Origin of the sequence: Gordonia aquimaris (genome assembly GCF_026262595.1) — a bacterium.
GTDB lineage: Bacteria > Actinomycetota > Actinomycetes > Mycobacteriales > Mycobacteriaceae > Gordonia > Gordonia tangerina.
In genome coordinates this window covers 73,142-96,404 of sequence record NZ_JAPKFM010000024.1, presented here as the reverse complement: position 1 = coordinate 96,404, position 23,263 = coordinate 73,142, and the positions used below count along the sequence as shown (strand labels likewise).

The window sequence follows — 23,263 nt, the reverse complement described above, 5'->3', positions numbered from 1 at the left end:
CCGACGACACCCAGCAGCTCATGACGTTCACGCCGCACAACAGCTACGTGATCTACGAGTGGTACGAAACAACCACCACACAGCAGGACAAGCTGGAACCGACAGTGCGCAAAGCAATCTCACTGCAGACCGCGTTGATCGACCAGTTCCCCGGCACCCCCACCAAAGAGGAAGCTGCCGCCCGCGGTATCACCGGCCCAACCCGTCCCATCGTCGACCAGGACCACGTCCTCATCTACACGCTGCCCTACACCGATGAAGAGATGGACAACGGCAAAACCGGTCTGACCCCGCAAAGCATGCGGGCGGTTTACGGGCCACGCGGTATGGCGCACTTCTCCGGCGATCCCGTCGGCACCTTCAACAACCTCAACGAAGCCGGATCCACCGCCAACGCCGTCGAACGCTCCGTCGTCTACCGCGCCGCCAGCGACGACCAAGCCACCACCCTGATGAACAGCTACCGACGCACCGACAGCCAAGACATCGGAGCGCCCCCCGGCCTGCCGGACGCAGAATGCTCCATCACCGGCGACTCCGAGAACACCACCTACACCTGCCACGTGAAACTCGGCCGCTACGTCGCCGAAATCCACTCCAACAACAAGCAAGACGCCTACCAGCAAACCGCCGCCCAATACGTCCTCTTCACCAAAGCCGAACAGAACGAAAACTGATCGGTCACCCTGCGACAGACCCATTCCCGCGGGTCTAAGTAGAAGAGTTCGGCGGCTGTGGCTGTTAACGCTTGGTAGTTAGGCTGGCCGGAGCAGGTACGCCCGGCGTTCTTTTCGTCAGGGCAACCAGTTCGTCGAGGCAATGTATGTGGGTGCCCACTTCGGCGATCCATCCGTCACGGGTGTGTGGTTGTGCAGGATTGACCGGGCTCGCAACAGTAGGGTCGACGAGGCGCTGTTTCCAGTCCGACTGCTCGGACCGAATCCACACACTCAGGTCGCTCAGATCTCGGCGGCATGTTTCGGCGCCGACAACCAGTGACCGTATCCGCTCGGCAATGGCGGTTCCCTGGCCGCGGTGATAGGCGGCAGCGCGATCGTCGAGCCGAATGACGCTGTCCTGGAACGCCAGCTGTTGGCGTGCCGCCAGGCCGGCGATGGCGGCGTTGAACCACTCGATCATCGTGCGACGTGCCGCTCTTGCGCGAAGGTCGTCGTTGTCGCGGGAAAGGCGATCGGCAATATCGGTGACGCGGTCCGTGGAGACGGCCAGCTGGTCGAGCGAGCGATTCAGCGTCTCCAGAGCTGTCTCAAGTGAGGCGATTCGGGCACGTGCAGCGTGCAGCTCGGCGTAGAGAGCGTGCTCGGTCGCGGTCCCTGCAGTCGGAAGCACGACATCGTCACGTTGATTGCCGCGTATCACACGGTCCTCCGTTCGAAGCCGAAACGGCGCCTTGCGCCTTTTACGCTATCCAGGGTCACTGACATCTCAGCACGGACGCGCGCCAAGTCCCACCGAACTCATGTTCGATGGGACTTGGGAAGTCTGTTCACCGGCGGGGTATGCCCGGAGGGAATCTGGGACCGCACGCACCCCGCCTACTGAATCCGGCCCGAGTGTGCATGGCACTCTCCCACAGACTGCGCACGCACAGGTGTCACGATGCGGTTGCACGCACAGTGAGCGCACGTCATCCAGCGTCCACGAGTGACTGAGCGTGGGCTGGATAGGCGGATCGGCATTCGTCCGCGATGTCTATCCAGCGGCTGATGGTAGTCCTGTGAACGCCGATGATCCTTGCCGTCTCCTCCCGCGGAGCGCCATTTCGTTCACGCACAAGCACGCGCGCAACAGTGGACTCATCGCTCTGGACCCGCCCTCTGCTGCGCACGAGTCGGGCGAGTTGGAGGTCGTCATCGGTGACGTCGACCTCCAACTCGCCCGCATGAGTGTGTGACTGGTCCGAGGCGCCTGCCGTCGGCGTAAGTGCCGGGTTGACCTGCGATTGTGCATGGGGTGCACCAACGGAGGTGTCGGTTTGTGCACAGTCCGAGGACGCGGGTCGATTTTCTACTGGCGCGTGAGCGTGGTCCGTTCGCGACGGTACGGCTACTCGCCCGCCGGCCCACACGTGCATGACGAGCCCGTGGATGCTCGCGAGTAGAGCAAGCGGTGCGACCATAGCGATGGCGACCGCCATTAGTCCGTGCGTGAGGCCGTGGTCACCGGTCGCAAGGAATGCGTGCCCTGCGTTTCCAGCGACGCTGACCGTCGAGAAGACCGCGAGCATGGTGAAGTGGTAGCGCTTGCCGACGTCGTCACGACGTCTGGTTGCCACGTAGACACACCACGTGGCCTGCAAGATGAAGACATCAATGACGACGGGGAGCAGCGGGGACAGGGAGTCGGGAATAGCCCCTGACATTTTCGCGAGATCGGCCAGCGCGTTGAAGCTCAATGTGAATGAGGCACCCACAACGATAAGGCTCAGGATGACCGCTGTAGCCACGCTGGCGGCGTGCGTCGTACCTTCATCCAGGTCGCGGCTGTGAGAAGTAAGGTCGGACATAGATCAACAGCTCCTTCTGTTGGTCGCCGGTCCTGGTGGTGCACCAATCACCGCCAGGACCCCTCAATCAGTGACCCATATGGGTACTTATGGGCACTATGGGTTATTGGTGTGTCCTTATTCGGAGTTTTGTCCAGGGATCGGGTCGAATGGCTTGCCGTCGTTGTATTCCTGCTCCAGTCGTGAGCAGAGTTCGTCGATACCCCACCGGATGAATGCCTGCTGACTTTTGACTCCCGTTCGCGGGGCCGTCCACGCCACGGTGTTCTCCAGACGTGCCTTTTGCTCGTCTGCGACTGACAAAAGAATGTCGCGCGAGAATGCCGGACTGCGCTTCGCGGCCGAGGAGGGCCGTGACACGGGGCTGGCCGGGGCAGGCCTCTCAGCGGGCGCTCGGTGCGCCTGTCGCGTGGGGGGCGGGGTTGGCTTGGATTCCGGCGATCGCGAGGATGCGGCCTCGCTCCCCTGCTGCCCCATCTTCTTCGGCTCGGACGTCGCCTTCTGCGATGACTTCGATGGCGCTGTCGTCGCGACCGGGGTGGCCGTGGCGAACGAGCTCCGGCGTGGCCGGGCTGGTGGCAGGTTGGGCTCTGGAATGTTACTCATGCTGCTGACTGCTCCTCTCTCAGCGCGTTCACTATGGTTTGAAATCCGGCGGCTAGAGTTCGAAGTCTGATCGACGGCGAGCTCATCTCGTCGATTCCCATCCCCACAGCGTTGAGCTTTGACAGGTCGGTACTCACGGGAATGGGATCACCGAGGATCGGGATAGAGTCGGCGGCGGATCGCTGCTTGATCCATTCGAGTTGCTTCTTGTGGTCGTTTCGTCGGTAGTCGACCTGGTTGACGACAAACCCCGCCACTGGGAGCTCTTTGCCGAGGTACCTCTGCAGGTCGTCAATGGCCACCAGGGTGAAGTCGAATCCGCGGAGTGCGTCTGCCTCGGGCTGCAGGACGATGAGAACCTGGTCAGCGGCGATGAACGCGTTCCGCGTTACCAGATCAGTAGCGGGCCGGCAATCGATCATTACGGCGGCGAACTGCCCTGCTGGCAGCGAGTCGAGGGCTCTCTTCACACTGAACTCGGCTCCCGGCCTTCCAACTAGCGTGTCTTGGACTGCCTGCAGTTCGTCGAATCCCGAGGGAACCAGAAAGAGTCCGCTTCGGCGTGTCTCGACTATGGCGTCAGCCAGTGTGGCGTCGCTTGAACGGTCGAGGACGTCGGCCATGCTGACGTTTGGCGGATCGTCTGGTGTGAAGCTGGTGAAGTGCTGCGTGAGGTTCCCTTGCGGGTCGAGGTCGAGAAGTAGGGTCGGAACCGATTGCGCCACGTTCGCATGTCCGAGGTTTCCGACTACCAGGGTCTTTCCCACCCCCCCCTTCAGGTTCGCGACTGCTGTCACCTTCATGTTCCTTCACCCTCCGTCATTGCGAGTCGTTATGGCAGGTCAGGGGCCAGTAGCTCCCCTATTGGGCATACCTACTTGTCATGTATAGCTAGCTGACATCAGCACAGCTTCGGATATGTGAGGTAAGCACATACTTCCTCACATATCGTATCCTAGCATATTCGCATAACATATTACGTTATCTTAGCACCCATATGGGTATATGCGCCTGAGTAGTATATGTAATATTGCGTTATATAAGTACCCATATGGGGATTCCTCTAAGTCGCCCCAGAGAGAGGTCGTCCTGGGGCAGCGCGGCCCCAGTAGAAACCTGCTCCGAAACACATCCGCCACTCACGGTGGCGAACAGGCTGCCTTGCGCCCGGCCAGCCACATCCGTGTGGGTCAGACGGTCTCGTAGAACTTTGAGCCCGGTCCGCATTCGTGCTCGTTCACCTGGTCCTTCTGCGTGGTAGGCCTTGCGTTCACCCACGATCCGCGCCCGGAGTTGTTTCGCTCGCTCGAACGCGCCGCTGGAGGTGGCCGCGGAGTCGACAGCGTCCTGATCTGCCTGGTCAGAGGCGACTGTCCAGCGCGTTCCCTTTCCTGTTCCTATCCGCGTCACCAGCCCAAGCGAACCAAGGGTGTTGAGCAGACCCAGCACGCCCCAGCCCGTCCCACCAGGGGGGAGGCTGGACTTAGTCGTCAGATCGGTGGTGGGGGTGGGGCTCTGGTACGTGCGCAGCAGGGACCAGAGAGCGTAGGCCGGGTGCCCGAGTTGCCCCCAGAGGGGGTGGAGCCTCAGGGGGTCTGTGACGTCATGGGCACCATCTCCCCGGTAAAAGTCATCTGGCACTCGAAGCGAGTACAGGGCAGCTTCGTTGGCTGGTCCGTCGCGCCAGTCTCGGGTCCGAATCAGCAGGCCACGCTCTTGGAGGCGTTGGAGGTGGACGAACGCGCGGCTGTCGCAGACCGACATCCAGGTTGCAAGGCAGCGCTTGGCGATCGGGCGGTCGACGAGGCCGTGGCCGTCGGTGAACCGGTGGGTGACGACGGCGACCGCGGCCGCGACCAGGTCGGGATCGTCCCAGGTGGCGACCTCGGCGAGCGCGTCGTCGACGAGTGCTTGGTCGGCGGGGTCCAGGGGCGGCCGGTAGGTGCTGGCGCGGTCAGCAATGCTCTGCCAGTGCGCGGCACATGCTGACCGGGCGCGCCGGCGGTCGGTGTCGCGGTCGCGGAACTTGGCGAAGGCAGGGCAGTGCGCATAAAACCATCGCACAGCAGCGAACGAGCGTAGGCCGACGTCCCACAACACCCACGCGGCGGCCGTCGCCGCCGCAGAGCGGTCGTCACCTCCGGTGTCGTTGAGGATTCGCCACTGCTCCGCGGAGATAGGAGTGCGACGCCGCCAGGCGCGCGGTGCCTGCCACTGCAACTCACCCGCACCGTCAGTGTCGGGGGCGAGCTCGTGCATCTGCGCGGCCGACGACAGCGCGACCATCGGACCGGGGGTGGGGGAGTGGGAGCTGAGGTCCTCAGTGACCGCGGCCCGGACACTGTCGCCGGCATGGGCAACGACCGTGCCGATACGCACCCGTTTGACTTGACCGTCGCGACGGTGGACCTCGACCTCGAGTCCGGGGCGGTACACCTCGGCGGCGAGTTGCACGCACCACCCATCGTCGTGCCGGGCGAACGTCGCCTGCACCGGTCCTGGTTCATCACTGCCGAGGGCGGCCCGCAACCTCGTGGCGGCCTGAATGGCGGTGATGGGCTCGAGGTCGTCGTCAACGGGTGTGCAGTGGCTGCCGCCTGGCTTCAGCGAGGCGCTGCCCGGCAGACGGAGCAGATGTCCTGGGTTCAGAACGTCGATGCGGCGAGCCGACAGGTTGAGTTGGCGGCGCAGCTCAGCAAGGAACTCGCGGATGCCTCGGTCAGAGGCAGCAGACGCGCACCTGAGGATCACGTGTAGGGAGTCAGGGCTGCCGGAGCGGGCTAGGTAGGCGGCGGTCGCGGCATAGTCGCCAAGCACATCGCGAAGACGCGGCCACACCTGTTCCGCGCACCGGTCGAGGTCGATGACCAGCAGATCACTGCGGATCGGGGCCACAACCGCCCAGATAGCCTTGCCACCACCGGCACGTTCGGCCTCAGTGATCAGCTCAATCGGGTTACCGCTGCGCTCCCGCCGAGCCTTGTTCGCCGTCGCGGTGCCCGCCAGCGCGAACGCCTCACCACCAGGTGCGGGCAGCAACCGGTAAATCTCGGACCACCGCGACTCGGTAACCAAGTCGTGATCCGACACGCATTCATCAGAACTGGCGCCACCAAAAGGGTGCACGCTATCCTGAGACCAGTCCGTCACAGACTGTCCCTTCGGGGATCAGGGAGCGAGATTCCAGCCTCGCCCCTCACACTTAGCGAACGCCCCTCGGCTGCAACCTGGGGGCGTTCGTCATTTCAGTTATGCGGTGTCAGGTAGTTCAAGCACCTCCTGCAGTGGGGGGACACCAGGTAGCTGTTGGCCGGTATCGGCCGCGACAAGGGCGCACAGATAGTCCACGAGACTCATGTTCCGTGCCGCAGCCTCTGCACGAATCACGTTGTTCGCCGTACGTGTGACAGCAAGCGTGATCGGTACGAGAGCTGCACCTGTGGGGTCCTTCTTGGGTCGTCCCGCCATGAGGTCCATTCTTTCTTTAAGGAATGGCGAAACCCGCGTCGACACGCCGCGACAGATGAAACATTTTGATGGCATCGTGTAGTCGCAGTGTAGTCAAACGCGGCGGCTGCTACTCGCCGTGCTTGTCGGCGCGGGTGGATAGCTAACCGGAGGTCGGTCTACAGACGTCTGCTTGCCCTCAGGACGCGAAGTACACACGCATAGGCCGTAGAACGACTTTCGAGACGCCACCGTGAATAGCCGCCACCGACACATCCAGGCGCCCAGCGGAGGCGACGTCGGCCGATATTTCCAACCGAACAGGGTCGTCGTACACGTAGACCGGAGCGGTGAAGCGTGTTTCATAGCCCGTGATATAGCCACCGATCTCACCTAGCCACTCGGCCGCGTGCGCCAGGACGATGCCTACCGTGAGAATTCCGTGCGCAACCGGCGCAGGCAGGCCAGCGGCAGCGGCCGCGTCGGGATCGGTATGAATGGCGTTGTCGTCTCCCGAGAGATTTCCGTACTGCTGCACGCGGGCACGTGTCATGATCTCTGACGCGGTCCAAGTCATAGGTCAGGCTCCTTCTCGATAGGTCAGCGTCGAGACGACCACCGCGACCGTGCCGGCGTCATCCGTGATCGTCCCGGTGGTCTCGAACTGCACTACGCCCGCGCGGTCTCGAACCTTCGTGACGGCGAGCGTTGCGTCAACTCGTCGAGCGCAGTCTGTAAAATTCCGCTCCACAGTGGTCGCCTCCGCTGTATGAACGACACCGTGTGGCGGCACTGCGCCGCTGTCCGCCAACTGACGAGCAACGCCACTCAGGATTAGGTTGGCGAACGTTGGTACCACGACGCTGGATTCATGCGCTCCCAAGACTTGACTGAGTTCATCGAGTTTCGTTCGATCGATCTCGATGCCACGTTCTACGAACGTAAGTCCTACTTCCAGGGTTGAAGTCATGACCGACAAGAGTAACTGGGCAGGAACTTCGATACACTTGACCAGCTTCTTAGGCAAGACGCTGCCTTAGGTTTAGCCAGAGCGTAGTCGGGATGATCTCTCCGGTTGCTTGCTGTGATTGTCCGCACGTTGGGCGTGTCGCGGATGCGGTAGCCTACGCCCGCAACCATGGCTGGCTTGGCAGTACGCAGAAAAGGTGCGCTCTATGAAAGTCTTCGGTCGGGAGATTTCGGATGTCGACGACCTCATTCGGTATGCGCCGCTGACGCCGCCCTGGAGCGTCAGCGACATTGCATGGTGGATCGAGCAAGAGGCTGAACGCGCGGTGCGGTTCCAGCCATGGCCAGAGATCATTACCGCCCGCCGCGTCAGTTGCACTCTGCTCGTTCGCACACCCAGTGAACTGCGCATTTTCTACGAGAACGACAGGTCGGACCGCCACCAGCGCATGCAAGCCGGCCACGAGTTCGGGCACATCATGGAGGGGCACCTCGGACTCGAAGTCGCTGATGGCATCGAAATCGGCGCAGCGTCCAATGCTCTGATCGGGTCTATGGAGATCGGAACACTCGAGTACGTCCTGGGATCGCGTTCGGCCGCGGCTTCGGCCACAGAACACATTCAGCGCAGCAATAGCCGCCGCGGACGATCCGGCAGGCATCCCTACTACTCGGCACAACAGGAGATCGCCGCAGAGATTTTGGGCACCAAGATCGGGGTCTGTATGCGAGGTTCCATCACTGATGACCAGGGACCGAAGGCATGCCGCCAAGGCGCCGGCTTCGTTGAGCGCCTCCGCCAGTGATCGCCATTGCGGCGAGCGAGCTGCTGCAGCGCGAGGCGACCTCCAGCCTCCCCGGGTGGTTGACGCTAGTACTAGTGGTGTGGGTCGGCGGGGTCGTTCTGGTCCGGCAACTAGTGCTGGTAGATGCCACCCCAGCCGACACAGCTGCGCACGTTTGGGTCGGGCTGTCACTAGTTGTCGTGGCGCTCCGCAACGCCACTGTGCAGGGCGTCCTTGCTGATCTCGGCGTGACGCTGACAGATGTCCGCTCGCTGACCCACCTGTTTGTGCTTCTCTCTGCGGCAGCGCTCGCTGTCGTTGGTTTCCTGTGGGAACGCGGACGACTCCCGTCTAGACGCCTCCCTTACTGGTTGGTCGCCGCCGCGTTCGTCATTGCAGCGGCGCTCTGGCTGCTTGCATCACCTGCCCGGTCCCAAGGGATCGCGGTGGAAGAACTGGAGGGATGGCGAACCGCGGCGTACATGACTCTCTACTCATTGCCCACCCCGATCGCCGAGTTGCCCGCACTATTCACTGCGGTTGTCATGCTGCGCGAGCGGTCTACCCGTCCGCGCCTCCTGTTCGGTGCGGTCGTCCTGGTCGCCATTGCCAGCAGCTGGCTCGACCACCTTTATCGCCTGGTCACAGGTTGGTTCCTGGCTTTCGGTGCCGACAATGACTTCACCGACGCCCGCTCAGGGAGTAACGACGCACTGTTCCTGCCGATTCTTGCGGTGCTCGTAATCATCGGGATACCGAACATCGTGTCGTCCTTCCAGGTGAGGTTCGGGCGTGACCCTGATTCGTTGTCGGTTCGATTGCTTGCTCCGCTATGGAGGTCGCTGACCAGCGCTTTGCCGGAGTACCGACTCGTAGAGACCCACACATTTGTACATCCCGCCGAGATGGCATATCGGATGCGAATTGAGATCGACGAGTGCGTGGTGGAGTTGGCCGGTTGGCTCCCCGATGGGGCAACATGGCCAGAGGACGCCACGGGACGAGCGGCACTCCTAGAGGAAGCGCTTGAACGCTTCCGCGCAGGACGTACCCGATCCCACGCGAGCGCTCCCGCATGGCTAAAGTCCGATACTCAGATAGATGACGTGGCGCGAGCCTGGCGAGGTGTCCAGCCGACGCATCTTGGGCGACCATCGACCAGAACGTCAACAACGACCAGCACGCACCTTTGACCTTTCAGGAAGGCAGTCCGCACATGACCGATCAGGCAATCCCACACCCGCCGTGGAGGATTCCGTTCATCGGTGACGTGATAGGTATCGACAGCCTGCGGCCGAATCAGAAGACACTCGAGCAGTTCAAGCGACTTGGACCGATATACCGACGAAGCATCATCGGTGCCGGCGACCTGACCTTCGTCGGAAGTTCCGCGCTGGCCAGCCAGACTCTCGACGAAGCTCGGTGGGAAAGATTCGCGGGGCGGCCGATCAAACGCCTACGGGATATTGCAGGCGACGGCCTGTTCACGGCCGACAACGACAGCGCCGAATGGCAAACCGGCCACGAAGTACTTGCTTCCGGATTCACCCAGGAAGCCATGCGTCGGTATCACGACGACATGTTGGCCACGAGCGAAGAACTAACGAAAGCGCTGGGCGAGGATCATCCCCATCAGTCTTCCGTGGAGACGATCACCAATCGGGCAGCTCTCGACGTGATCGGCAAGTGTGGGTTTGGCTTTCCGTTCTGGGAATCTGACCTGAGCGATCAGTTTGCTGACGCCCTAAAGGGCGCCCTCGCGTTCACTCAGTCCGCGTCCATTCCCGTGGTTGGTGCGGGTATCGAGCGCAAGAAGCGCGCGCAGTTCGATCGAGATGTCGCAGTCCTCCATCAAATCATCACCGATGTAATGGACCGACGTCGCCGCGGCGCCGCCGACTCGCCCCGCGACTTGCTGGAAGTCATGATGGAAAGCAAACAGCTGTCAGACCGTGCTATTCGCGATCAGATCATCACCTTCCTCATCGCCGGCCATGAAACCACGGGCAACCTCTTAGCTTTCGCTTTGTTCTATCTCGCACGAGACAGCGAGCTCGTCGAGGCTCTGCGCTCCGAGCGTGAGGAGTCGTGTAGCGACGGAGCGATCTTGAGCTATGACGACGTAGCACGACTCAAGATCACTCGCGCCGTCGTCTCCGAGACATTACGACTCTGGCCAACAGCGCCGGGCTTCTTCCGAGCAGCGCGTGAGACGACCGAGGTAGGTGGCGTTCGCTTCGAGCCTGGCGAGTGGGTTTTCCTGCTGATGTTGTCGATTCACAGAGATGAGGAGGTGTGGGGACCAACTGCCTCCCAGTTCGAGCACAAACGCTTCCTCAGTAAGACCCCGAGGGATGCGGTCTATCGACCGTTCGGGGCAGGTCCAAGAGCCTGCATTGGCCGACAATTCGCGCTACACGAGGCGACACTGCTGCTCGCAAACCTGGCCTCGGCGTTCAATATGGCGCCAGCAGACAACACACTGACGCCTGCTGTCGACGAAAACCTCACGCTTCGGCCTCGGGTTGCCATCGAGTTCACGCCGCGATGAATGCTCAGTTAGCAACTACCGAAAGATGATGCGGGCGCGTCGGCGTGTCCGCCAGCAGCGGTAGCTGCTCGACGGCAACGATGAGCACTTCCAGGTCATCCTCGGTGGCGTTACGCGCAATGAGGCCTTCGACTCCACGATCGCGTGCAGCGCTCCACAGATGTAGACGGGCATCTTCGTGCTTGATGAGTGAATCTGTTTTGTCGTCGGGGCTCGGCGCGAGGTAGAAGTCAGCTACACCCATCAACGAGCACACAGCGTCGCACACGTCAGCCGGCAGTGAACCAGACCCAGATCGCGCGCAAAGTATGTCACTCGTTGAGATCTCGCGGCCGAGCTTGTTGCCGAGCAAGAATGCAAGTGCGCCGCTGCTTAGCTCGGTCTCGGTGGCTGAGTGGAAGTAGGCGAAGAGCCGATTCAGCTTGTGCTGCAAGGTTAACGGTTGATCGTCGGGTGCAGTCATACGTGCCCACCTATCATTCAGCCTTGGCTAGTCTCCCACCGCATCTGCCAGCGTTGGCGATCGGCGGGGTCTGCATCTTCTTTTCTGCCTAGCAACCATCTTAGGTAACCAATGTCTTCGAGGTCCTGTTCGGGGACCCTCGCGGCGTCAGGTTCCTTGCGTAACTGATCACCGAGCATACGGTTGATGAGTATCTCGTTGCGCTGCAATTCGTTCTGCGACTTCCAAACTTCCGCCTGAACAATGATCCACGAACGGAGCAACCTGTCAACGAGCGTGCCCAGCTCGTCCAACTCTGCACGTCCGTTGATGTCCCGGTGTTCGTTCGCGCGCGAGACCTGATCAACCAGATCAACGAGCGACGAGAGCGTCTCGGTGCTGATCATGACCCCATCGATCGTCGCAACGATCGGCTGAGTTGGGCTGGTGCTTGGCCGCGGTGCAGGCTCAATGGTCTCGGGCAGACCCCCGTCGAACGATCGCGCTGCCGATCCGGGCTGCCATTGCAGTGCCCGGTCCAGCTTGACGAGGGTGTCTCTGCTTGGTTGAGCGACCCTTCCGGCTTCGAGCCGATTAAGGGTAGGGGTACTCGGACCGCCAGCCTTCTGCACGTCCCGCGTAGTGAGACCCAACACACGGCGGCGCTGCACGATGAGCCGCGCGAAGCGAGCGGGATCAGGTGATGACACAGCGGTGAGCTTAGGACGTCTCTGTCGCCGATTTTCCGCAACGGCCGCCGCCCCCAGTAGCGCGCCGCGGCTCGCACCTGGTGCCGAGTGGTGCAGTTTAGTCACTGCGATCCTTTGCCTTTATTGCACTGTTGTCATAGTGAGCTTAGTATTAGTCGCAGTGATAGCAATGTGGGTAAGTAGGACGAGAGACACGGAAGCGGGGTGAGCATTGTGACGACCGGTCTTGCGACCACGCAATTCAACACGGGGGCCCGGACATCGTTCGAGTGCTCCGCGCGCCGCCCGGGAATGGTGTGCGTGATCAGCGCTGAGTCCGATACTGGCGAGCTACTTGGTGCGCAATCCCGGTGCGCAGTGGGGCATCTGATGGTGCCCTACCAGTCGGCTGGTCTTGAGGGCCTCAACGCCTGGCGGAGTATGTGGCGGGCGGCGACTCGTCCGGTTTCCCTCGGCGGCGTGAGCGCCGCGGCGGGCGCCGTAAGGCCGTCGCCCCCCTCGTGCACAGATGGCGCGTCCGCCGAAGGAAGCGGAGCCCTTGGGGAGGGGCGGTCAGATTGCCGTCGAACAGTCCCTCCCCAAGGGTGGTGGCCCAGGCGAGATGAATGATTTGCCGTCGAACCTCTCGCTGGGCGCTGCCTGTTCAACCCACGAGCTCCGAAAGAGTCGGAGTTGAACTGTGTCCAGTCTAAGGGGCCTACCGCTCATGTCGCGGGCATCGCCAGCAGACGCGCGTTCCGCACCGCCTGCTGGAGCTCTTATCCCGCCATCCTCCCTCCCTCACCGACCTCTGTTGGGCTCGATATCGAGGAGTCACGTGTCGCTCTCTGTTCTTCATGACCGACAGAACGCTGTGGCTGTCGTTGCCACCCGTACTCGTCGCAACATACTCGTCGCTTTGTCGGTGCTGGCTGTGCTGCAATTCATCGCCGTCACAACCTCGGCCGCAACGGCGGCGCCGTCACAACCCGCGGGCTGTCCCGGACTGATGGTGTATGCGGTGCAGGGCACGGGCCAGTCATCGCCAGATGCTGATCCGTCGAAGGACGCGGGCTTTCTGTCCCAGGTGCTCCATCCAGCGATCACGGCCGCACGCGGGGACATGGACCGCGCATACGTGCCGTACGACGCCGGTTTCGGTGGCGCTGTAGCTGGTGGGAAGGTCCCGTACGAACAGTCCGTTCAGGGCGCAGTCGCTAAGACGCTGTCCTGGGTCAAGGACAAAGCTGCCGCGTGCCCGGACACGAAGTTCGGGTTGGTCGGTTACTCGCAGGGTGCTCACGTCACCCGGATCGTGTTGAACGACATTGTCGGCGGCAAAGCAGCGATCGGTGCTGACAAGCTGGCGCTGCTGGCTAATCTCGGCGATCCCGGGCGTCCCGAGGGGGCTTCGCTGTTCCCCGGCAAGCCGGGCCAGACCTCTCCCGACCCAGTGCCGGGGACCAGCGGCGCGAATGTGTCCAAGGTTGTGGCGGTGTCGACGACCAACGCCCCCGGTGGCGGTATCGCCCCGGTCGGCGACGTTGAGGACACGGCATATCAGGCCATCGCGGGGCGATACCTGTCTGCATGTACGCCCGGCGATCTCGCCTGTGATGCACCAGCGAATGCGCCGCTCGCGCGGCTGGTGACCAACATTGCCGGTCAGTCCGAACTCAACCCGGATGATCCGATCGGGTCGTTGTCAACGATCGCCGAAGCGCTGGCACTGACCGCAGTCAAGACCGCGGTGCCGGTTGTCAATGACGATATCCAGGCATCGGAGAACAATCTCGAATCCCTGAGTTACCAACCGCGCCAGACGCTGTCTGAGCGGTTGGCCGTGGCCTCAGACCCTCGTACGCCGTTGCCGAGTGCGCAGGATGCGCTGTCGGCGGTTATCAAGGTCGGCACGATCGGGTTCAACGCGGTCAAGACTGTTGTGCAGACGGTCGCTACCCCGAGCACCATCGCTGCGATCGCCACTGCGGGTGCCGCGAATCCGCTGGCGATCGTCGGCATTCTCGGCGCGAAGCTGGGTCAGGCGGCGGTGACCCTGGTCCCACCGGCCACGCAGGAACGGCTTGTCTCTGAGGCGTTTACTGCATTCAAGTCGGAGTTCCAAGCGAACTCCGACCTGTTCAAGGTGTCATCACTGTTGAAGTACTGGGATGCGGCCAAACAGCATGCCTCGTACTCGGAGGTGTCAGCCACACCGACCGGTCAGCCCCCGACGAGGCTGATCGCGGACTGGATCGTGGCGGCCGCACGCGACATCGCCGGCAAGGACAGTGGGTCGTCGAGCTCTCCCGATAGTCCCGATAGCGGCGGCGGCGTCGATGACTTCTCGTGGCTATTCGGCGACGGGTCCGTTGGTTCGTCGACGCTTCCGTCGGTGACTACAACGTCGGTGCCGCCGAGCGCTACGTCGGAACCGGAACCGGTGTATCCGTGGGAGCTCGACACTTCGTCACCATCGGCTCCGTCTGAGACGGTTCCTTCAATCTCCTCGCCGGTCCCGGAAGCCACGCCTCCCGGCGGTACCTCGGATCTTCCGCCGTTCCTCGGTGGGGCCGCGCAGTGAGTCGGATCGTCTCGGCCACCCCCTTTCCAAATTGTGCGGGTGCGGCTTGTGCCGCGCTTGTGGTGGTGGTCGAACCACCACCCACCTCTAGAGCCTTCCTTATTCCACCAGCGCACTTAGCGAATGACTCCGGAAGGAGCGAGTACATGTTCAGTGACAGTGCTATCTGTCCCCCGGTCGGGGGACAGGCCTCTCACAATCCCAGCTATGAGGTTGCGTGGCTGAGTCCGGTCGATCTGGTCACCGCAGTCACCGACCCGGCCACGGCGGTGGTCCTGACCGATGAGAACGGCTGCGCGTCGACTCGATGGGGGAGGGGCGAGGGCCACGGACCCACGCGGATCAGGGGGGCTTACGACGAACGGGCGCGGTGTGTGTTGCCTGGTGATCGCGGTTACTGGCTGAACGCGAACAGTGTTGTCTTGGTTATCGGTTCGAACGCATCGCTGCCGGAGGAACTGCTGGTCGGCGCCACATACCGGGACGTGTTCGACGACACGCTGCACACCATCGACCAGTTCTCGCTGACGGCGGTCCGCCGCGGTGTGTTCGGCGATGAACACCCCCTGCACTGGCACCTCGCCGCGTGCGCTCGCTGGAACAGGGCATACCACCAGGGAAGCGAGGTGAAGTTCGGATGAGTACTTGGCAGAACGACCCGAGTGTTCAGTCCTGGCTGCACACCACCGAACCTCACCCGGATCAGCCCTCCAGGTGGGACGACGAGCCTACGTCTGTTGAGCAGGTCTTCACCGCCTCGATCGATGAGGTCGACGACTTCGACGAGGTGGAGGCGCAGTACGCCGACGGCCCCCACGACGTGACCGAGACCGCCGAGGGTGGGGTCGAATCCGATCCCTACATCGGACACGGTTCTGCCACAGCGGTCATCGATCGCCGTGCAACCTCCGCAACGCCTCCGGCTCAGGGGCGACGTCGGTGGATGGTGGTTGTGGCCTCGTCTGTGGCTGTCGTCGTCGTGGCGGTGCTGCTGATCGCGTTCGCGGTCAAAGCACTCTTTGGCGGCGCCGGCGTAGACGGCATCACTGATCCGGTCGCCGCGATGGACACCCCGGACCCGTTCTCCGATGCCGTGGAATGTCCCTCGACCAGCGAGGGGGCCACCACCACTGGCCGCGACCCGGGCGACCTGACCTCGGGACCGAACGTGATCAAAGCGTTCAACTACGCCTACTTCCACTGGCGGTCGGGCCCGGCCGCGCGAGCGTTGGCCTCGTCCAATGTCGAGGGCATCGGCAGCGCGGTCGATTTGCAGTCGAGCATCGACACCCTCAATCCCCAAGCGCGGTATTGCCTGTCGATCGACGAGACCGGCGCCAATACCTACCGCGCGGAAATCACGTTGATCCTGCCAGACGGCACCCGCGACCCCGATCCCGATGTCCAGAACATCACCACCACCCAGATCGGCGAGCGCACCTACATCGCCTCCGTGACACGAGACAAGAAATAGAAAGGGAAACCCTCCATGCACACAACCACTTCCACGGCACGACAGCACCGGTCGCGCCCCACCCCGCCGGCCGCTGCGCCGCTCGTCGGCTCCGTCCTGGCCGCACTGATGGTGAGCGGATCGTTCAGCGCCACCCTCCTGGTCGACAGCCCGGCCGCAGCCTACGAGCAGGGCGGCGTCGACCAGGGCGAGGCCGACGACGGGTTCGAGCAGGGCGGCGTCGGCGGTGGTGGCGAGGAGGTAGCACCACTGGTCACGCCGCCACAGCCGCCGCAACAGACCCCGCCGAGCTACAGCTACAACCCCGGTCCTGGTGCAATTCCGGCCCCGCCGCAGGAGGCTCCGTATCGGCCCTACACCGCGCCGCAGGTGGACACCGAGCCGACCTACGAGCGTGCCTACAACCCGGCACCGCCGCGGGCCTACACCCTGCCCCGGCCGGTCGCGCCGGTCCGACCGATCGCCCCACCACCGAAGACGTTGCGGGTGGGCAACTTTCTCGTCGACGAAGACCAGCTCAAGCGCGATGCGCCGTGGCTGAGCGACCGTCAGCGGGTTTCGATCAACGAGTGGGCGGCGTTCGGTGAAGCCAAAATCGCCCAAGGTCTGATCAGTGTCGGCGTGCCTGAGGACGAAGCCTCCCGCCAGGCCGCGGCCACCATTATCGGTGTGGCGCTCGGCGGCACCGCTGGCGCAGCCGCCCTCGGCGTGCCCGCAGCGGTAACCGGTGGTGTCGGGGGTGCGTTGATCGGTACCGGGGTGGGTGCGGCCATCGGATCGACCATCGTGGTGCCCTTCCCGGGGGCGAACACCGGGCCAGGCGCGGCGATCGGTGCCGCCGCCGGCGCGGCGATCGGTGCCGCAGCACTGGGTATCCCCGCGGCGGTCATCGGCGGCGTGGCCGGCGGAACCGCCGGTGGACTCCTCGCTCACGCCCTGGGTGCGGGAGATCCGGGTGCCAATCCGCGCCAGCCCGGTCTGCCCGGTCAGCCCGACCCGAACCGCAGCACACCTCAGCCGCCCCGCCCACAGCCCGAACCGCTGCCCAATCCCGGCGCCAACCAGTTCGAGGTGCACCTGCCCGCCGACCAGGCTGCCAAGGCCGGCCTGCCCGCGGTGCACTACCAGGTCAACGTCGACGGAGATGTCAACGCCGAGGCCACCATCGCCGGACAGACCTACACCGCGAACTGGACCGCGGAGCAGGCCGACGCCCCCTACAAGGCCCTCGGCGGCGCGGCCGACCAGGTGAAGAAGACCGTCACCGACGCTGCCGTCGACCTCTCCCGGCAAGCCGAAAAGGCCATCCCCGGTCTCACGGTCACCTTCCCTCAGCTCACACCGAACGGGGCATAGCAACGATGGCCGCGAGTGTGGAGACGGTGTCGGCGCTGAACGCCGGAGCGATTCGGGGTGCGTCGATTCTGCCGCCGAGTGCCTCGGAGATGTTGGGGCGGCGTGCGACTCGGTTGCCGGCGTATCTGGTGGCGGCCGTGGGCTGTCATGGCGGTGCTGGTGTGTCCACGCTCGCGGCGCAGCTTGAGCATGTCGGTGATTCTGGCCAGTTGTGGCCTGGACGTGTCGACGAGCCGCCGTTTGCGGTGCTCGTTACGCGGGAATCGGCCCGCGGCGTGGCCGCAGCGTCTCTGGCCGCGCGGCAGTACGCGACGCACAATGCTCCAGCTCATGTGCAGTTGCTGGGTTTGGTGCTGGTAGCCGGGCGGAAGGGAAAGCCGACCGCCCGGCTTCGCCGCGATCGCGACCTGCTCGTCGGGTCAGGGCTTTTCCCGCACGTATGGCGCGTCGCTTGGCACGACTTCCTCGTCGATACCCCCCTCAACGAGTTGCCCACAACCGGCCCAGACACCGCCCCTGCGTCGCGGCGAAGCGATCCGCGCACCGTCGTCGCCCCTGACATCGCCGCAGTGGGTCGGGGCCTGCGTGACGCCGCAGTCGCGGTGATGGCGGGCGACGCCGCAACCTCTTGACCCTCGACAACCTCGCGAGAAGGAAGAAACCCTCATGATCCTGTCCACTCTGGCCTCGGCCACAGCAACCACCACTTATGTGGCGTTCAACCCGATCCCGATTCCCGGTTTGTCGGAGCGGCTCAACACTTTCGGCGGCTGGGTCACGTTCCTGGCCTACTTCGCCACTGCCGTGGCGATCGTCGTCGGCGGCGGCTACATCGCCTTCGACAAGATCACCGACCGCGGCGACAACAAGGGCGTGAAAATCGCGATCGCCGCAATTGGCGGGACAATGCTGATCGCGACCAGCACCACGATCCTCCAGGCCGCCGGCGGGCAGTGAAGCCGTGCACACCGAAAGCCTCAGCGATGAACACCACCATGACCTTGGCGTACGCGAAGCTGCCCGAGGAGGTGATGAGCAACATCACCCTGATCGGCGGCTGGTTCGTGTTCGTCGCCAACATGCTCGCACTCGTGCATCTGGTCTTTCTGGGCGCCTCGATCGCGTTCGACAAGGTGCGCGAGCATCCACTCGCACAACAGATCACCGCGGGGGAGTGGTTCACCAAGATCATCTTCGGGGTCTGGGTCGTCGCGATCGCCGGCAACATCGCGGCAGCAGTGCTGGTCTTCGGCTGATCAGGCTCCTCAGCACCGTGTGTGCAGTGATCGCCTTGCTGGCGGGATGCGGATCAGACCCCGACACCGCCACACCAGCCACGCCGCAACACATTCCGCTGACCACGCCGCCCACCGACCTGCGATGGGTGGAGTTCAACGGAATGCGCATTCCCCAAGCCGCCGAAGGCCCCGACGAGGTGTCCGATGTCGTCGCCCCCGAAGGGTTCGACCGCACACCACCCGGCGCTGGTTTGGCCGCGGTCAATGCCATCGTGCGGCTGTCGGTCGCGCTCGATGACCAGTGGCCCCAGGTCGTCCGTGAACTCATCGCACCGGGACACACACGCGATGACTTCATCACCCACCGCATTCAGCTGTCGACCACATCCGGGGTTCCCGCGGGTCAGGCACCGCAGGTGCAGGGCTGGAAACTGACCGCTTTCACCCCCGACAAGGCGTCAGTCGACATCTACACCCGACTGCCAGACGCCTCGATGACGGTCAACCACACCACGGTCGTGTGGGCACCAGCGTTCGGCGACTGGCGACTGCTCCTGCCCGACGCAGCAGCAGCGGGCGCCTCACCTGTGGACGCGATCTCAGCCACACCCACCGACATGGTCACCCTGACAGGAGCGTAACCCCACCCATGAGCACCCCCGAGCCTCGCGACGACCCCGGCCGACTCGCAGCCCTGCGCCAGTCGGGCGGCTACAAGGCGACCACGCTGGTGTTGTCGCTGCTGGTGTTGACCATCATCATCGGCATGGCCGTACTGGTCGCTATCCGCGGAGACGGTGACGATACGGCAACACCTCCTCCGCAGGTCACCGCCACGGACACACCGTCGTCGCTGCCGCCACAAACCTCGGTGACCCGACTTCCTGAGGACGCGTTCGGGGTGCCCACCACCGACACCCAGGGCCGTCGGGTGGACACCCCGACCAACCCGCTCGGACAGGTCCTCCCGCAGTCCGGGGACACCCCGGCCACCACCGACCCTGAGGCCGTGCTCCCGCCGCCGCAGGGCTTGATGTGGCAGCGCGTGTACGGCGCGACCATCCCGTTCTCGACGTCGGACGGACCGACCACGATCAGCAACGACGGGGTCCCTACCGGGTTTGCCCGCACCCCGCAGGGCGCGGCGCTGGCGGCCTGGCAGATCGGCCAACGCGCCACCTGGGCACCCGATGACCAGGCCGTCGCGCTGCTCGAACGCGCTGCGGTGGTCTCCGAGGCCGCCCGCCCCGAGGCCGACAACCTGCGCACCAACGGCGCACAAATCTATGCCGGAAACCCGGAGTTGCCCGCGCAGATGCGGGATGTGCCGGTCGCGGTCCGCATCACCACATACTCCACCGACTTCGCCCACGTCGAGTTCGCTCAACCCCTCACCCGTGACGACGGCTTCACCGCCGTCTCCGTCGGTATCGACATGGTCTGGCGCGACGGACGGTGGAAATGGGTGGTCCCCGAACCCGGCAACGAACCCAGCCGCCTACTCGTCTCGACCAGCGGCGATGGATGGACCCCATGGTGAACCACCGCAACGACTCTCGTATTCGGCGAACGCACCGCACCCCCCGACAGGTGCGTCTGCGCGCTCACCTGCCCGGCCGACGAACCCCCGCCGTAGTCGTGATGGCGCTGATCGCCGCGACAGTGTCGTCATGGGCCGGTGCCGGCAAGGCCGCAGCCAACCCGCTGTGCGCCATCGCAGGCCCGTTGAGCCAAGTCGTCTGTGACGCTGCGGGCAGCGCTGCCAGCGCTGCGGCCAGCAGTGCGGTCGGCGGGACATTCGAAAAGATCGTCAACTCACTGCTCGAGGGCTACCAGACCGTGCTGACGTGGGCGCTAGCGTGGTGGATCAAACTGCCGAGCCCACAGCTGGACAACACGTCCTCCCTCATGCAGGAAGTCCACGACCACACCTTGCAGATCCAAGTCGTGGGCCTCACGTTCTCACTGATGTTCTTCGGCCTGCGGATGATGATCGACCGCAAACGGTCGCTGGCTGACGACGCCGAAGAGGGCTTCAAACTGATCTTTCGCTCAGCGATGGCCACCGCCGCGATCCCGCTGGCACTGACCGTGGGCGGCCGCATCGCTGATGGCATCTCCACATGGCTGGTCAGCGAATCCGTGACCGCCGGCGGCGACGGCGACGTCATCAAGAACTTCCTCAAACTCGATCTGCTGACCAACTCCCCACTGGGCACCGCCGCCATCGGGATCATCGCCCTCGTCGGGTTGCTCGGCGCCTTCTTACAGTTGGCGTTGCTGGTGGTGCGCGAGGCGATGCTGCTGCTGGTCGTCGCCGCGCTCCCAGTGGCCGCAGCGTTCTCCGGCACCGGACCCGGGTCTCAGAGCTACCAACGGCTCGTCGCCTGGTCGGTGGCATTTCTGCTGTTCAAACCCGTCGGCGCGCTGACCTACTTCGTGGCGTTTCGCGCCGGGGCCAGCAAAGACAACGCCCAGCAAGTGGTCCTCGGCATGGTGCTGATGCTGCTGTGCGCGTTCGTGTTACCCGCGCTCCTGCGCCTGATCGCCCCAGCGGTGGCGAGCATGGGTGGCGGCGGCTCAGGCGCTGCAGCCGCGGGCGCGGCCATCGGTGCAGGCGTCGCAGTGGGCAAGGTCGCGGCCATGGGCGCATCAGGCGGGGCGAGCGCCGGGGCCGGGGCGAGCGCGGGCGGGATGTCCTCGATCGCCGGTCGCGGCGGCGGCGGACCCTCCGGTGGTATCTCCACGGCGTCCTCACCGTCGCCACCACCACCGTCGGGCGGCGGACCTGGCGCTCAACCCGCCCTGTCCGGCGGACAGGGCGGCCAGGCCAGCGGAGGGATCAGTGGTAGTGGCAGTGGTGGTGCGGGCGGTGGACCCGCGTCCGGTCTGAGCGACGCCATGGGATCGGCCGGCGGACTCGCGGGAACGGCAATGCAGACCGTCAACGACAGCGTCGAATCCGAAGCCGACTCCACCAGCTCCGACCCGTCACTGAGCAGCCCACCACCGATGCGGTCGGGCTGGAACGAACACGCCATGGCGCACTAGCAGCCACCTATCCTCCCATCTCTGACTGTCGAAAGAGGTTGTCATGACAGACAAATCCGGCACCCGCCGACTGCTGTACCGCCCTGCGGCGGCGTTCCGGTCGTCCGGCGCGTTCGGGTTCACCATGTTCTCGACGATGGTGCTGTTTGTTTTCCTGTTCATCACCGTCGTTGGCCTGATGCTGCCGCTGCCCGGGCTGATCAAGTTCTTCGCACTGCCGTTCACGCTGGCTGTGCTGTTCGTGCCTCTGGTGGTGTCGCTGCGGGGCCGCTCAGCCTGGGAGCTGGGCATGGGTGCCCGATCAGTGTCGAAGTCCCGCCGGGCCGGTGAAACCCTGCTGCGGTCGGGGCCGTTCACGATGATCCCTGACGGCACCCCGCCACCGGGGCCCCTGGCCACCGCCGAGACGTTCAACTTTGCACCCGGCGACGGCTCAGCACCGTTCGGACTGATCAAGTTGTCGTCGAAGAACTTCTACACCCTGGTGCTGCGGACCTGGCCCCAGGGCGGGGAGTGGAATGACCAGCCGGTGCGCGACCGTTGGGTCGCCCGCCTCGGCGACATGCTCACCTTTCTCGGACAATCGCCGGATTTCGTGGCCGCCACGATCACGATGGAAACTCTGCCGGAATCGGGAATGCGGGCCTCGACCATCGTGCGGTCGCGGCTCAAAGCCACAGCACCGGCGCTGGCCCGCAAGATCATCATCGAAGCCACCGAAGCGGTGCCGACCGCCGAAGTGCGCCTGGAAGCCCGGATCGGGTTGACCTGGCGCGCAGACACCTTGCACCGCAAACGTGACGCCACCGACATGGGTAACGAATTGGCGCGACGTCTGGGCCGGATTCGGGACTACTGCCACGCCGCCGGTCTGCGGGTACGGCCGATGCTCGAACGCGAAATCTGCGCGATCGCCCGCCGCAGTTTCTCCCCAGCCGACGAGCTCGACCTCGAGATCGGGCTCATGAGCGGTGAACCGATGCGCCTGCGGTGGGAAGACTGCGGTCCGACCTCGGCCTCAGACCAGCACAGCCGGTTCCTTCACGATGCCGCGCAGTCGCTGTCGTGGACGATGCGTAACGAACCCGAGGCGCCCTTCGACTCCAACGTGCTCGTCGACCTGCTGTCGCCACACAGCGACGTACCCCGCAAACGCGTCACCTTCGTCTACCAGCCCTACACCCCGGCCCAGGCCACCACCATCGTCAACAAGGACCACAACGATGCCCGCCAGGCCGTCCGCACCCACGTCGGCAAACTTCCCGAACGCGCACTCGTGCGCCTGGACAGCGCCGAAGACGCCCGCAAAGAACAGGCCCGCGGCGCGGGCATGACCCGGGTATCGATGATCGTGACCGCCACCTGCCCCATCAGCGCCGACACCCAAAAGATCGACACCCTCGTCACCGATCTGGGCCTATCGGCGGCCACCCCACTCGAACCAGCCCGCGACGAACAACTCGTCACCTACTGCGCAGGAATGGGTTTCGGTGTCGTGCTGTCCGAAGAGAGCACCGTCTCCGACAAGCTCGCCGCCTAACCGG

23 protein-coding genes are annotated in these 23,263 nt (G+C 64.1%); 15 read left to right on the top strand and 8 right to left on the bottom strand.

Translation table 11 applies throughout. From position 1 onward, the window contains the following. The coding region (locus OSB52_RS19520) for a double-stranded RNA binding motif domain-containing protein (protein WP_266063185.1) at nt 1–677 on the top strand (677 nt) is incomplete at its 5' end. A 64-nt stretch (nt 678–741) separates the two neighbouring features. On the opposite strand, the gene OSB52_RS19515 is transcribed toward OSB52_RS19520, so the two are convergent. The 6 genes from OSB52_RS19515 to OSB52_RS19490 all read right to left on the bottom strand — a co-directional run bounded on the left by OSB52_RS19515 (nt 742) and on the right by OSB52_RS19490 (nt 7,550). Next, nucleotides 742–1,380, bottom strand: coding sequence for a hypothetical protein (locus tag OSB52_RS19515; protein WP_266063184.1), 639 nt, complete (start codon nt 1,378–1,380; stop codon nt 742–744). Nucleotides 1,381–1,648: 268 nt separating this feature from the next. Further along, on the bottom strand, nt 1,649–2,527 hold the full coding sequence (locus OSB52_RS19510; RefSeq protein ID WP_266063183.1) for a DUF2637 domain-containing protein: 879 nt from the start codon (nt 2,525–2,527) through the stop codon (nt 1,649–1,651). 602 nt (nt 2,528–3,129) lie between these two features. Then, nucleotides 3,130–3,936 (bottom strand): ParA family protein, encoded by an 807-nt coding sequence (locus tag OSB52_RS19505; RefSeq protein ID WP_266063182.1) that lies wholly within the window; start codon nt 3,934–3,936, stop codon nt 3,130–3,132. A 232-nt stretch (nt 3,937–4,168) separates the two neighbouring features. Beyond that, nucleotides 4,169–6,223, bottom strand: coding sequence for a hypothetical protein (locus tag OSB52_RS19500; RefSeq protein ID WP_266063181.1), 2,055 nt, complete (start codon nt 6,221–6,223; stop codon nt 4,169–4,171). Nucleotides 6,224–6,779: 556 nt separating this feature from the next. Beyond that, complete coding sequence (locus tag OSB52_RS19495) at nt 6,780–7,157, bottom strand: MaoC/PaaZ C-terminal domain-containing protein (protein ID WP_266063180.1); 378 nt, start codon at nt 7,155–7,157, stop codon at nt 6,780–6,782. 3 nt (nt 7,158–7,160) lie between these two features. Continuing rightward, nucleotides 7,161–7,550: a hypothetical protein gene (locus OSB52_RS19490; RefSeq protein ID WP_266063179.1), complete on the bottom strand. Its 390-nt coding sequence runs from the start codon at nt 7,548–7,550 to the stop codon at nt 7,161–7,163. Between the two features lie 205 nt (nt 7,551–7,755). Here OSB52_RS19490 and OSB52_RS19485 point away from each other — a divergent pair, with 205 nt between their 5' ends. The 3 genes from OSB52_RS19485 to OSB52_RS19475 all read left to right on the top strand — a co-directional run bounded on the left by OSB52_RS19485 (nt 7,756) and on the right by OSB52_RS19475 (nt 10,885). Continuing rightward, nucleotides 7,756–8,355, top strand: coding sequence for a hypothetical protein (locus OSB52_RS19485; protein ID WP_266063178.1), 600 nt, complete (start codon nt 7,756–7,758; stop codon nt 8,353–8,355). A gap of 179 nt (nt 8,356–8,534) precedes the next feature. After that, complete coding sequence (locus OSB52_RS19480) at nt 8,535–9,527, top strand: DUF6545 domain-containing protein (RefSeq protein WP_266063177.1); 993 nt, start codon at nt 8,535–8,537, stop codon at nt 9,525–9,527. A gap of 23 nt (nt 9,528–9,550) precedes the next feature. Further along, on the top strand, nt 9,551–10,885 hold the full coding sequence (locus OSB52_RS19475; RefSeq protein ID WP_266063176.1) for a cytochrome P450: 1,335 nt from the start codon (nt 9,551–9,553) through the stop codon (nt 10,883–10,885). Between the two features lie 4 nt (nt 10,886–10,889). On the opposite strand, the gene OSB52_RS19470 is transcribed toward OSB52_RS19475, so the two are convergent. Beyond that, nucleotides 10,890–11,348: a hypothetical protein gene (locus OSB52_RS19470; protein ID WP_266063175.1), complete on the bottom strand. Its 459-nt coding sequence runs from the start codon at nt 11,346–11,348 to the stop codon at nt 10,890–10,892. A gap of 17 nt (nt 11,349–11,365) precedes the next feature. Then, complete coding sequence (locus tag OSB52_RS19465; RefSeq protein WP_266063174.1) at nt 11,366–12,037, bottom strand: helix-turn-helix domain-containing protein; 672 nt, start codon at nt 12,035–12,037, stop codon at nt 11,366–11,368. Nucleotides 12,038–12,854: 817 nt separating this feature from the next. On the opposite strand from OSB52_RS19465, the gene OSB52_RS19460 reads away from it, so the two are divergent. The 11 genes from OSB52_RS19460 to OSB52_RS19410 all read left to right on the top strand — a co-directional run bounded on the left by OSB52_RS19460 (nt 12,855) and on the right by OSB52_RS19410 (nt 23,259). After that, nucleotides 12,855–14,600 (top strand): cutinase family protein, encoded by a 1,746-nt coding sequence (locus tag OSB52_RS19460; protein ID WP_266063173.1) that lies wholly within the window; start codon nt 12,855–12,857, stop codon nt 14,598–14,600. A gap of 422 nt (nt 14,601–15,022) precedes the next feature. Beyond that, on the top strand, nt 15,023–15,241 hold the full coding sequence (locus tag OSB52_RS19455; RefSeq protein WP_266063172.1) for a hypothetical protein: 219 nt from the start codon (nt 15,023–15,025) through the stop codon (nt 15,239–15,241). After that, nucleotides 15,238–16,074 carry a DUF8176 domain-containing protein gene (locus OSB52_RS19450; protein ID WP_266063171.1) on the top strand — a complete coding sequence of 279 codons (837 nt, stop codon included), beginning with the start codon at nt 15,238–15,240 and terminating at the stop codon, nt 16,072–16,074. Before OSB52_RS19455 ends, OSB52_RS19450 begins: the two co-directional genes overlap by 4 nt. Before the next feature lie 15 nt (nt 16,075–16,089). Continuing rightward, nucleotides 16,090–17,430, top strand: a complete 1,341-nt coding sequence (locus tag OSB52_RS19445; protein WP_266063170.1) for a hypothetical protein — start codon at nt 16,090–16,092, stop codon at nt 17,428–17,430. A 5-nt stretch (nt 17,431–17,435) separates the two neighbouring features. Continuing rightward, nucleotides 17,436–18,062 (top strand): hypothetical protein, encoded by a 627-nt coding sequence (locus OSB52_RS19440; protein WP_266063169.1) that lies wholly within the window; start codon nt 17,436–17,438, stop codon nt 18,060–18,062. 34 nt (nt 18,063–18,096) lie between these two features. Further along, nucleotides 18,097–18,387, top strand: a complete 291-nt coding sequence (locus OSB52_RS19435; RefSeq protein WP_266063168.1) for a hypothetical protein — start codon at nt 18,097–18,099, stop codon at nt 18,385–18,387. A gap of 26 nt (nt 18,388–18,413) precedes the next feature. Further along, nucleotides 18,414–18,686, top strand: a complete 273-nt coding sequence (locus tag OSB52_RS19430) for a DUF8064 family membrane protein (protein WP_266063167.1) — start codon at nt 18,414–18,416, stop codon at nt 18,684–18,686. A gap of 26 nt (nt 18,687–18,712) precedes the next feature. Next, nucleotides 18,713–19,309, top strand: coding sequence for a DUF8175 domain-containg protein (locus tag OSB52_RS19425; RefSeq protein WP_266063166.1), 597 nt, complete (start codon nt 18,713–18,715; stop codon nt 19,307–19,309). Between the two features lie 8 nt (nt 19,310–19,317). Further along, the gene (locus OSB52_RS19420; protein ID WP_266063165.1) at nt 19,318–20,208 is read left to right on the top strand and encodes a DUF8175 domain-containg protein; all 891 of its coding nucleotides are present in this window, start codon (nt 19,318–19,320) and stop codon (nt 20,206–20,208) included. Between the two features lie 50 nt (nt 20,209–20,258). Beyond that, entirely contained in the window at nt 20,259–21,719 is a 1,461-nt protein-coding gene (locus OSB52_RS19415) for a TrbL/VirB6 family protein (RefSeq protein WP_266063163.1), read from the top strand. 43 nt (nt 21,720–21,762) lie between these two features. Next, complete coding sequence (locus OSB52_RS19410; RefSeq protein ID WP_266063162.1) at nt 21,763–23,259, top strand: SCO6880 family protein; 1,497 nt, start codon at nt 21,763–21,765, stop codon at nt 23,257–23,259. The last annotated feature ends 4 nt before the right edge of the window (nt 23,260–23,263 follow it).

Coding starts and splice junctions, on each gene's coding strand:
- OSB52_RS19510 (WP_266063183.1), bottom strand. CDS start 2,527: ATGTCCGACCTTACTTCTCACAGCCGCGACCTGGATGAAGGTACGACG.
- OSB52_RS19505 (WP_266063182.1), bottom strand. CDS start 3,936: ATGAAGGTGACAGCAGTCGCGAACCTGAAGGGGGGGGTGGGAAAGACC.
- OSB52_RS19495 (WP_266063180.1), bottom strand. CDS start 7,157: ATGACTTGGACCGCGTCAGAGATCATGACACGTGCCCGCGTGCAGCAG.
- OSB52_RS19490 (WP_266063179.1), bottom strand. CDS start 7,550: ATGACTTCAACCCTGGAAGTAGGACTTACGTTCGTAGAACGTGGCATC.
- OSB52_RS19485 (WP_266063178.1), top strand. CDS start 7,756: ATGAAAGTCTTCGGTCGGGAGATTTCGGATGTCGACGACCTCATTCGG.
- OSB52_RS19475 (WP_266063176.1), top strand. CDS start 9,551: ATGACCGATCAGGCAATCCCACACCCGCCGTGGAGGATTCCGTTCATC.
- OSB52_RS19470 (WP_266063175.1), bottom strand. CDS start 11,348: ATGACTGCACCCGACGATCAACCGTTAACCTTGCAGCACAAGCTGAAT.
- OSB52_RS19450 (WP_266063171.1), top strand. CDS start 15,238: ATGAGTACTTGGCAGAACGACCCGAGTGTTCAGTCCTGGCTGCACACC.
- OSB52_RS19445 (WP_266063170.1), top strand. CDS start 16,090: ATGCACACAACCACTTCCACGGCACGACAGCACCGGTCGCGCCCCACC.
- OSB52_RS19440 (WP_266063169.1), top strand. CDS start 17,436: ATGGCCGCGAGTGTGGAGACGGTGTCGGCGCTGAACGCCGGAGCGATT.
- OSB52_RS19435 (WP_266063168.1), top strand. CDS start 18,097: ATGATCCTGTCCACTCTGGCCTCGGCCACAGCAACCACCACTTATGTG.
- OSB52_RS19430 (WP_266063167.1), top strand. CDS start 18,414: ATGAACACCACCATGACCTTGGCGTACGCGAAGCTGCCCGAGGAGGTG.
- OSB52_RS19420 (WP_266063165.1), top strand. CDS start 19,318: ATGAGCACCCCCGAGCCTCGCGACGACCCCGGCCGACTCGCAGCCCTG.
- OSB52_RS19410 (WP_266063162.1), top strand. CDS start 21,763: ATGACAGACAAATCCGGCACCCGCCGACTGCTGTACCGCCCTGCGGCG.